Origin of the sequence: Halochromatium sp. (assembly GCF_046541315.1) — a bacterium.
Lineage (GTDB): Bacteria > Pseudomonadota > Gammaproteobacteria > Chromatiales > Chromatiaceae > Lamprobacter.
Genome location: NZ_JBKHDN010000097.1, coordinates 1 through 9,973 on the forward strand (window position 1 = coordinate 1; position 9,973 = coordinate 9,973).

8 protein-coding genes are annotated in these 9,973 nt (G+C 68.5%); 6 read left to right on the forward strand and 2 right to left on the reverse strand.

Annotated elements, in window-relative coordinates; all coding sequences use genetic code 11:
* Positions 1-66: 66 nt before the first annotated feature.
* Complete coding sequence (locus ACLFQI_RS08040; protein ID WP_410758392.1) at positions 67-783, reverse strand: carotenoid 1,2-hydratase; 717 nt, start codon at positions 781-783, stop codon at positions 67-69.
* Between the two features lie 194 nt (positions 784-977).
* Entirely contained in the window at positions 978-2,465 is a 1,488-nt protein-coding gene (crtD, locus tag ACLFQI_RS08045) for a 1-hydroxycarotenoid 3,4-desaturase CrtD (RefSeq protein WP_410758393.1), read from the reverse strand.
* Positions 2,466-2,665: 200 nt separating this feature from the next.
* Between crtD and ACLFQI_RS08050 the strand changes: the two genes are divergently transcribed.
* From ACLFQI_RS08050 to bchZ, 6 genes are all read left to right on the forward strand, one after another.
* On the forward strand, positions 2,666-3,562 hold the full coding sequence (locus ACLFQI_RS08050) for a polyprenyl synthetase family protein (protein ID WP_410758394.1): 897 nt from the start codon (positions 2,666-2,668) through the stop codon (positions 3,560-3,562).
* 9 nt (positions 3,563-3,571) lie between these two features.
* Positions 3,572-4,699: a methyltransferase gene (locus tag ACLFQI_RS08055; RefSeq protein WP_410758395.1), complete on the forward strand. Its 1,128-nt coding sequence runs from the start codon at positions 3,572-3,574 to the stop codon at positions 4,697-4,699.
* Between the two features lie 214 nt (positions 4,700-4,913).
* Positions 4,914-5,879, forward strand: a complete 966-nt coding sequence (bchC, locus tag ACLFQI_RS08060) for a chlorophyll synthesis pathway protein BchC (protein WP_410758399.1) — start codon at positions 4,914-4,916, stop codon at positions 5,877-5,879.
* A complete protein-coding gene (locus tag ACLFQI_RS08065) occupies positions 5,872-6,864 on the forward strand; it encodes a chlorophyllide a reductase iron protein subunit X (RefSeq protein ID WP_410758396.1) in 993 nt (330 codons plus the stop codon). Before bchC ends, ACLFQI_RS08065 begins: the two co-directional genes overlap by 8 nt.
* 13 nt (positions 6,865-6,877) lie before the next feature.
* The gene (gene bchY / locus ACLFQI_RS08070; protein WP_410758397.1) at positions 6,878-8,470 is read left to right on the forward strand and encodes a chlorophyllide a reductase subunit Y; all 1,593 of its coding nucleotides are present in this window, start codon (positions 6,878-6,880) and stop codon (positions 8,468-8,470) included.
* Positions 8,464-9,927, forward strand: a complete 1,464-nt coding sequence (gene bchZ, locus ACLFQI_RS08075) for a chlorophyllide a reductase subunit Z (protein ID WP_410758398.1) — start codon at positions 8,464-8,466, stop codon at positions 9,925-9,927. Before bchY ends, bchZ begins: the two co-directional genes overlap by 7 nt.
* Positions 9,928-9,973: the final 46 nt, after the last annotated feature.

The window sequence follows — 9,973 nt, forward strand, 5'->3', positions numbered from 1 at the left end:
TCCGCTCAAGGCGATGCCGCTCGGCGGGTCTCGCCGAGCCCTCGCCGAGCCCTCGTCGAACCGGGCCTAACCGAGCGCGATGCGCGGCATCCGGAACGGTAGCAGCAGCTGCACCCAGCGCGTCTCGAAACGCGTCAGCGCGAGGCTTTCGTGGAAGGCGGTGACCGGCTCGCCGAGGAGGTGGGCGCGAACGGTCGAGCGCGCGTAGAAGGGCGTGTCCTCAAGCGTTTCGAGAATCTTGGCGGTGCCGTCGGTCTCGCTCTGGATGGCGCGGGGGATGCGCCACCAGAAGGTGCTGGGCAGGCGTGCCGACGGTGGCGGCGCGAACGCCTCGCTGTCGCCATTGCCATCGAAGCGCAAGGCCAACGCGCGGCGACTGCCGTCGATAAAGGTCATGTCATAGAGCACGGCCGTGCCTTGGCGGAGCTTGGAGCGCGACCAATCCCATTGGCGAAAACCGGCCGCGAGCGGTTCGTCGCCACTGTTGCTATCCAGATAGCCGGCGCCGGACCAACGTAAGGCCGGTCGTTCCAGCGCCACCTCGACGCGCGCCTCGGGGGCGATCGGCCACCAGCGGTGACGGCCGGCGGGGTCGAGCGCGATCGGTCCGCGGGTCAGGGCGCGCGGCTGCACGCGCACGACACCGCGAATGCGCTTGGGCAACGGCGCGCCACGCTCGTCGATATGGAAGCTCAGCGCCGAGCCGTCCCACTCGACCCGGCTCGGGCCGATCGCTAGTTCGCGCGCGCTGCGTCGTAACTGCCCACGGCCGCGCTCGGTCATCGCCCAGCCGGTGCGATCCTTGCCGTAGAGCGCGACATTGAGCGCGCAGAAGTGCTCCGGATCGCCGCGCCCACGGCGTCTGGCCCACGCGTAGTAGGGCGAGAAGACGCTGCCGATCAGCGCGATCAGGGTGATGCCATAGTCGCCATCGTCGCTCAGCGCGTCGACGTACCACCAATGGTAGCTGTTCGGCGTCAGCGCTTGGTCGAAACGCGGTCCGCCGTCAAGCTCGCTGCCGCCAGCCGTCCCGAGAGCGCCGCCATCGGCACCCCCGGCCCCGGATGCGCGCTGCCCCCCGCCAGATACAGCCCCGGAATCCTGGTGCGCGCCCCAGGTCGCGAGAAGGAGGCCATCCAGCCATGGGAGGCGCGGCCGTACAGCGCGCCCCCGGTGGCCGGGAACAACTGCTCGAAGATCGTCGGTGTCGTCACCTGGACGTGCGCTGGGTCCTGCTGGATATGCAGGCCACAGCGTTCCAACAGGCCAAAGGTGCTTTGGGCGCATTGCTCGATCTCTGAAGGAGTGAAGGAATGGGTGTCGCCGATGGCCGGCGCGTTGACCAGGCACAACAGCCGCTCCGGACCCGCGGGCGCCGGGCCGTCGTCGGCGTCGCGATCCTGCGCGCAGACGTAGACCGTCGGTGCGCGCGGGATGCGGTGGCGCTGGAGGATGTCGTCGAACTCGGCTTGATAATCGCTGGAGAAGAAGACGCTGTGGCGACTCAACGGGAAGCCCTCGGTCTTGGCGAGGAGACTCCAGGTGATCGCCGAGAGCGAGCGCTCCGCAGCCGGCGTCGGCGCCACCGCGCGTCTGACTCGCTGGCCAAACAGGCCCGCCGCCACGGCGTTGGTGTCGCCGTTGACGATCACCGCATCGGCGGCGATGCGCTCGCCGTCGGCGAGTACGACCCCATTGACCCGACCGCGCGCGAGTTCGATCTCGCTGACCTCGGCCTGGTAGCGGAACTGGACCCCGAGGCGTTGCGCCAGCCCGGCGAAGGCGCGCGCGAGCTGGTGCATGCCGCCCTTGACCAGCCAGACGCCATCCTGCTCGACATGAGCGACCAGCATCAGCGTCGCCGGCGCGGCATAGGGCGAGGAGCCGCAATAGGTGGCGTAGCGGCCGAACAGTTGGCGCAATCGGGGATCGCGGAAGTGCTCGCCGAGTGCCGACCACAGGGTCGCGAAGGGCTTGATGTTGACGAGGTCGCCGAGGCCGCCGGGACCGACCCGGCGCACCAAGCCGACCGGGCTCGGCCGCGGGGCGCTGATGAAGGGCTCCTTGAGGGTGCGATAGATCGCCTTGGCGTCGGCGCTGAAAGCGAGGAAACGCCGCCGCTCGCCCGGGCCAGAGAAGGCGGCAATGGCGTCGGCGGAGCGCTCGAGGTCGGCGAACAGATCCAGGCGTTCGTGGGCGCTCCAGGCGTGCCGCGCCAAGACCTCGGCCTGCTCGAGATCGACCTCGGCCGCGAGCGAGCTGCCGGCGGCGGCGCAGATCGCCTCGAACACCCAGCGCATGGTGAGCACGGTCGGGCCGGCATCGATCGGCACCCCGCCGACCCGCACCTCGCGCATCTTGCCGCCGGGCCCATGCGCGCGCTCGAGGACGGTCACCTCGAGACCGCGCGCGGCCAGCTCGATGGCCGAGGTCAGTCCGCCGATGCCGGCCCCTACGATCGCCACTCGCTCCGTTGTCACCGTCTACCTCGCATCGATCCGCTGTCTTGATTCTGTTATCGACGCGAGAGTTGATCCCGGTCGTTTGACGCTCCAAGAGGAGCTGGCTATCTTACCTGACCGATACGGGGGGCTGCCTGCCAAGGCCACGGCCGCGCGGTGCACAGCGCCCCCGATGACCCACTCTGACGCACGAGGATGCACCAATGGATGCCTTGCAGCGCATCGAGCAGGCCCTAGAGGCCGCCATCGCCAAGGGCATGGGCGATGATTCACCGCCGCTGCTGCGCGAGGCCGTGCGGCATGCCGTGCTGACGCCGGCCTCGCGCGTGCGTCCCCGGCTGTGCCTCGCCGTGGCCCTGGCCTGTGGCGACGATGTCCCCGCCGTCACCGATGCCGCCGCCGCGTCGTTGGAACTCCTGCATTGTGCCTCGCTGGTGCATGACGATCTGCCGTGCTTCGATGATGCCGACATGCGGCGCGGTCAACCCTCGGTGCATCGTGCCTATGGCGAACGCCTGGCGGTGTTGGCCGGGGATGGGTTGATCGTGCTCGCGTTCGAGAATCTGGCCTGGCATACCCTGCGACATCCCGAGCGTCTGGCCCCATTGCTCATGATTGTGGGCCGGGCGGTCGGTCTCAAGGATGGCATCGTCGCCGGTCAGGCCTGGGAATGTGAGGAGGAGGTCGATCTGAGCGAGTATCACCGCCAGAAAACGGCCGCCCTGTTCGCTGCCGCGACCGAGGCCGGCGCCGCTGCGGCGGGGCGCAATCCGGCCGATTGGCGCGTCCTGGGGGCGAACCTGGGCGAAGCCTATCAGGTGGCCGATGATCTGCGCGATGTAGCGGGCGATGCCGAGGCCCTCGGCAAGCCGGTCGGGCAGGACGCGGCGCATGCGCGACCGAGCGCGGTCGCGGCGTTGGGCGTCGATGGCGCCCTCGCGCGCCTGGTCGGCCTGATCCGTGAGGCGCTGGCATCGATCCCGGTCTGCCCGGGTGCCGACACATTGCGAGCGCTGGTGGTCGGCGAGATGCAGCGCTTGCTGCCGCCGCCGATCGCCGAGGATTTCGCGCAGCGGCTCGCGGCCGCTCACGACGGCTGAGCGGTGCGCATGAAACTCACCTTCGATTGGCGTGAATGGCGTAATCGTTTGATTGCGCGCCCCGGTTTCCAGCGTTGGGCGGCCGATTTTCCGCTCACGCGCCCGATCGCGCAGCGGCGCGCGCGGTCGCTGTTCGATATCACCGCCGGTTTCGTCTACTCGCAGATCCTCTATGCCTGCGTCGAACTCGAGCTGATCGATCTCTTGGCCGATGGACCGCTCGCGCGCTCGGCGCTGGCGCCCCGCATGGGCATGACCGAGCCGCAGGCGGATCGGCTCCTGCGCGCGGCGGTGGCGTTGGATCTGCTGGAGCGGCGGGGTGTCGATGCCGAGGGCTCGCCCTGCTTCGGTCTTGGCAACCATGGCGCGGCGATGCTCGCCAACCCCGGCATCGCCGCCATGATCAAGCATCACCAGATGCTCTACCGCGATCTCGAAGACCCGCTCGCGCTGCTGCGTGGCGAGCAGACCGAGACCGAGCTGGGTCGCTATTGGGCCTATGCCCGCTCGCTCGATCCGGCACAGGAGGACGCTGCTTCGGTGCGCGAGTACAGCGACCTGATGAGCGTCTCCAATGCCTTTGTCGCTGACGACGTGCTCGATGCCTATTCGTTGCGGCCGCATCGCTGCCTGATGGATGTCGGCGGCGGTGAGGGCAACTTCCTGCTTGCCGTTGCCGAGCGTTGGCCGCATGTGCAGCTGCGACTGTTCGACCTGCCAGCGGTGGCCGAGCGCGCCCAGCAGCGGTTCGAGGCGCTTGGGCTGGGTGAGCGCGCCGAGGCCGTCGGCGGCGATCTGCTGCGCACGCCGCTGCCGAAGGGGGCGGATCTCTGCTCCCTGGTGCGGGTGGTGCACGACCACGACGACGATCAGGCGCTGCGGATTCTGCGGGCGGTGCGGGCGGCGCTGGAGCCGGGCGGCACCCTGCTGCTGGCCGAGCCCATGGCCGAGACGCCGGGGGCCGAGCCGATCGGCGATGCCTATTTCGGCCTCTATCTGCTGGCGATGGGCAGTGGCCGACCGCGACCGCCCCAAGAACTCGAGGCGATGCTGCGCGAGGCCGGCTTCGGTGGCGTTCAGCTGCGGCCAACCCGCCGCCCGATGCAGACGCGGCTGTTGATCGCGACCGCGGTTTGACGCGTGGCCTTGCGATACGTCAATCAGAGCCCGAACGGCCAACCTCGGTCGACAGTCGATGTGTAAATCAGGCTTGACATAAGATCGGGTCAAGCTAGACTGACACTGATACTTTTTTTGGTGTCATCAGTGGCTTGCATCCAGGGCGTCCAACGGATGCCGCAAGCGATGCGCCCGATGCTGCCACCAGCGAGCCAATAACACAGTAACGCCTATCGTGAATGCCTCCTCCGACCTCTCGACCCTAGCGGTCGTCCTCGATCAGCCGCAACAGCTTGCGGTCAAGCGCGTGGCCTTGACCCCGCCGGGGGAAGCCGATTGTGTCGTCGAGATCGACTACAGCGGGATCAGCACCGGCACCGAGCGGCTGCTGTGGACCGGGCGCATGCCGGTGTTTCCCGGCATGGGCTACCCACTGGTGCCGGGCTATGAGTCGGTAGGACGGGTCACACAGGCCGGCGTCGACAGCGGTCGCAGCGCGGGCGAACGCGTGTTCGTGCCCGGCGCGCGCTGCTACAGCGACGTCAACGGCCTGTTCGGCGGCGCCGCGGCGAGGGTCGTGGTACCCGGCGCGCGGCTGCTGTCGATCCCCGAGTCGCTCGGCGAGCAGGGCGTGTTGATGGCGCTCGCCGCCACCGCCCATCACGCCATCGCCGGCGCGGCTAAGGCCTGCCCGGATCTCATCGTCGGCCATGGGGTGCTCGGCCGGCTGATGGCGCGGGTGGCGATCGCCCTCGGCGCGCCGCCGCCGGTGGTCTGGGAGACCAACCCGGTGCGCGCGAGCGGCGCGGCGGGCTATGATGTCATCGATCCGAAAGCCGACGAACGGCTCGACTATGCGGTGATCTGCGATGTCAGCGGCGACAGCGCGCTGCTCGATACGCTCGTCGCGCGGCTGGCGCGCGGCGGCGAGATCGTCCTCGCTGGCTTCTACGAAGCGCCGCTCGCGTTCGACTTCCCGCCTGCTTTCATGCGCGAGCTGCGCCTGCGTGTGGCGGCCGAGTTCCGCGACGCCGACCTGAGCGCCGTGCGCACGCTGATCGACGCCGGCCCGCTGTCGCTCGCGGGCTTGATCACCCATCGCTACGATGCCGCCGAGGCGGCCGCCGCCTACGAGACGGCCTTCGATGATCCGACCTGCCTGAAGATGATTCTCGATTGGAGAGGAATGCATGGCTAATGCCCCCGCCAGCGCTGGCGCCTTGAACGTCGGTCTGCCCGAGCAATCCGCTGCCGCCGCGAGCGCGGCGCCCGCGCTCAAGCAGACCCAGATCATCGCGATCTACGGCAAGGGAGGGATCGGCAAGAGCTTCACCCTGGCCAATCTGTCCTACATGCTCGCGCAGCAGGGCAAGAAGGTGTTGCTGATCGGCTGCGATCCGAAGAGCGACACCACCACGCTGCTGTTCGGCGGCAAGGCCTGCCCGACCATCATCGACACCTCGTCGAGGAAGAAGGCCGCCGGTGACGAGGTCGCCATCGGCGACGTCTGTTTCAAGCGCGATGGGGTGTTCGCGATGGAGCTGGGCGGTCCCGAGGTCGGTCGCGGCTGCGGCGGGCGCGGGATCATCCACGGCTTCGAAATCCTCGAGGGGCTCGGCTTCCACGAATGGGATTTCGACTACGTCCTGCTCGATTTCCTCGGCGATGTGGTCTGCGGCGGCTTCGGCCTGCCGATCGCGCGCGATATGTGCCAGAAGGTCATCGTCGTCGGCTCCAACGACCTACAGTCGTTGTATGTCGCCAATAACGTCTGCTCGGCGGTCGAATACTTTCGCGGGCTCGGCGGTAACGTTGGCGTCGCCGGCATCGTCATCAACAAGGATGACGGCACCGGCGAGGCGCAGGCCTGGGCGCAGAAGGTCGGGATTCCGGTCTTGGCCTCGATCCCGGCGGATGACGACATCCGCCGCAAGAGCGCGGCCTATCAGATCGTCGGTGTGCCAGGCGGCACCTGGGCGCCGCTGTTCGAAGAGCTGGGCGTGAATGTCGCCGAGGCGCCGCCGCTGCGCGCCAAGCCGCTCACTCAGGACGAGCTGCTGAATCTGTTCGCGAGCGACGCGGTGGGGCGCGATGTCGTGCTCGAGCCCGCGACCATCGAGGATATGTGCCATGCGGCCGACCTCGATAAGCCGTCCCTCGAAGTGGTCTACGACGAGGCCTGAGACAACGATTCCAATGCAATCAGCGCACCCGTCAGATAACCCGGAACCGGATTCGATCTCGGCACCGAGCGACGACGCAGCGCTCGGCGGCGATGGTCACGGCTGCCACGCGGGCGCCGACGAACTGCGTCGAGCCGCCGAAGCGGCGGGTAACAGCGACGTGCTCGAGCGCTTGGCGACCGACTATCCCACCGGACCCCATGATCAGCCCCAGACCATGTGTCCGGCCTTTGGGTCCTTGCGCGTCGGTCTGCGCATGCGCCGCACCGCCTCCGTCCTCTGCGGCTCGGCCTGCTGTGTCTATGGGCTGAGCTTCACCTCGCACTTCTATGGCGCGCGGCGTAGCGTCGGCTATGTCCCCTTCGACTCCGAGACCCTGGTCACCGGCAAGGTCTTCGAGGATGTGCGCGCGGCCGTCGAGCAGCTCGCCGATCCGGACAAGTACGATGCCGTGGTGGTGATGAACCTGTGCGTGCCGACCGCCTCCGGGGTGCCGCTGCGCTTGCTGCCGAAGACGCAGAACGGCGTGCGCATCATCGGCATCGACGTGCCGGGCTTTGGCGTGCCGACCCATGCCGAGGCCAAGGATGTGCTGGCCAGCGCGATGCTGCGCTATGCGCGTGGCGAGGCCGAGCAGGGGCCGGTGCAGGCGCCGCGTGGCGGGCGCAGCGAGCGGCCGACGGTGACCTTGCTGGGCGAGATGTTCCCGGCCGATCCGGTCGGCATCGGTGCCATGCTCGCCCCGCTGGGGCTGGCGATCGGGCCGGTGGTGCCGACGCGCGAGTGGCGGGAACTCTATGCCGCGCTCGACTGCGCCGCCGTCGCCGCCATCCATCCCTATTACACCGCCTCGATCCGCGAGTTCCAGCAGGCCGGACGCGCCGTGGTCGGCTCGGCACCGGTGGGCTACGATGGCACCGCCGCTTGGCTCGCGGCGATCGGCAAGGCCTGCCAGATCGCCGAGGACAAGATCGCGGCGGCCAGCAATGCCTTCTTGCCGGCGATCCAAGGGGCCATGGCGAAGGCGCCGATCGACGGCACCATCGTCGTCTCCGGCTATGAGGGCTCGGAGCTGCTGGTCGCGCGCCTGCTGATCGAGAGCGGCGCGCGGGTGCCCTATGTCGGCACCGCGACGCCGCGCACGCCCTGGTCCGAGGCCGATCGCGACTGGCTCGAGGCCAAGGGCGTTCGGGTCCAGTTCCGCGCCACGCTGGAGCAGGACAAGGCGGCGGTCGATGCGGTGAAGCCGGATCTGGCCATCGGCACCACGCCGGTCGTGCAGCATGCCAAGGAGCAGTCGATCCCGGCGCTCTATTTCACCAATCTGATCTCGGCGCGGCCGCTGATGGGACCGGCGGGCGCTGGCTCCCTGGCGCAGGTGGTCAATGCGGCGCTCGCCAATCAGGCCCGTTTCGAGCGCATGACGGCCTTCTTCGCCGGCGTCGGCGAGGGCGACACCGCCGGCGTCTGGGATCGGCAGCCGCGTCCGCGCCCGAGTGCGACAGCGCATCAGCCCGCGCCCCCGTCGGGCGGCAAATCAGGCGGCAAGCCAACGAACGCATCAGCGCGCAAGGCGGCGCGTCCGGGAGGCCAGGACCGATGCTGATTCAGGATCTCGACCGCGCCGGCGGCTACTGGGGCTCGGTCTATGTCTTCACGGCGGTCAAGGGCCTGTCGGTGATCATCGATGGGCCGGTCGGCTGCGAGAATCTGCCGGTGACGGCGGTGTTGCATTACACCGATGCGCTGCCGCCGCATGAGCTGCCGGTGGTGGTCACCGGGCTCGGCGAGCAGGAACTGGGACAGGATGGCACCGAGAACGCGATGCGGCGGGCCTTCTCGACCCTCGATCCCGAGCGGCCGGCGGTGGTCGTGACCGGCAGTATCGCCGAGATGATCGGCGGCGGGGTGACGCCTTCCGGCACGCCGATCCAGCGCTTCCTGCCGCGCACCATCGACGAGGATCAGTGGCAGAGCGCGGATCGCGCCATCGTCTGGCTGTGGAACCAGTATGGCGCCGCCGGCGCGCAGCGCCGAGCCAAGACCGCGAAGGCCAAGAAGCCGGGTCAGGACAGCGACAAGCCGCTGGTCAACATTATTGGCCCGATCTACGGCATGTTTAACACCTGGTCGGATCTCGCCGAGCTGCGGCGGCTGATCGAGGGCATCGGCGCCGAGGTCAATCTGACCTTCCCGCTCGGCACCCACCTCGATGAGATCCCGCGCCTGGCCGAGGCCGAGGTGAATGTCTGCCTCTACCGCGAGTTCGGCCGCAAGCTGTGCGAGGCGCTGGAGAAGCCCTATTTGCAGGCCCCGATCGGATTGCACAGCACCACCAGCTTCCTGCGCACCCTCGGCGAGCTGCTCGGGCTGGACCCGGAGCCCTTCATCGAGCGCGAGAAACACACCACGATCAAGCCGATCTGGGATCTGTGGCGCTCGGTGACGCAAGACTTCTTCGGCACCGCCAGCTTCGGCATCGTCGCGACCGAGACCTATGCTCGCGGCGTGCGCCATTTCCTCGAGGACGAGATGGGGCTGCCGTGCCATTTCGCCGTCCCGCGCCGACCGGGGAAGAAGCCGGATAACGACGCGGTGCGCGAGGCCGTGCACGCGAACACGCCGCTGATCCTGTTCGGTGGCTACAACGAGCGCATGTATCTGGCCGAGATCGGCGGGCGTGCCGCCTTCATTCCGGCCTCCTTGCCCGGCACCATCGTGCGGCGGCATACCGGCACGCCGTTCATGGGCTACTCGGGGGCGACCTACCTGATCCAGGAGGTCTGTAACGCGCTCTTCGACGCGCTGTTCAACATCCTGCCGCTCGGGACCGAGCTGGATCGAGTCGAAGCCACGCCCTCGCGCATGCACCGGGAACTGCCCTGGGAGCCGGAGGCGCAATGCCTGCTCGATGAGATCCTGGAGGCAACGCCGGTGCTGACTCGCATCTCCGCCGCCAAGCGCTTGCGAGACGCCGCTGAGCGTGCGGCACGGATCGCTGGCGAGGATCAGGTCACTGCCGCCACCTTGCACGCGACCAAGGCCCGGCTCGCGCGCGGATGATTCCGCCGGAAACGGCCTGAATCGAACTGAACGCCACCGAGCCGGA

What these genes read in the sequence shown, in the direction of transcription:
- bchY (WP_410758397.1), top strand. Translation starts at nt 6,878, where the DNA reads ATGCAATCAGCGCACCCGTCAGATAACCCGGAACCGGATTCGATCTCG.
- ACLFQI_RS08055 (WP_410758395.1), top strand. Translation starts at nt 3,572, where the DNA reads ATGAAACTCACCTTCGATTGGCGTGAATGGCGTAATCGTTTGATTGCG.
- ACLFQI_RS08050 (WP_410758394.1), top strand. Translation starts at nt 2,666, where the DNA reads ATGGATGCCTTGCAGCGCATCGAGCAGGCCCTAGAGGCCGCCATCGCC.
- bchZ (WP_410758398.1), top strand. Translation starts at nt 8,464, where the DNA reads ATGCTGATTCAGGATCTCGACCGCGCCGGCGGCTACTGGGGCTCGGTC.
- ACLFQI_RS08040 (WP_410758392.1), bottom strand. Translation starts at nt 783, where the DNA reads ATGACCGAGCGCGGCCGTGGGCAGTTACGACGCAGCGCGCGCGAACTA.
- ACLFQI_RS08065 (WP_410758396.1), top strand. Translation starts at nt 5,872, where the DNA reads ATGGCTAATGCCCCCGCCAGCGCTGGCGCCTTGAACGTCGGTCTGCCC.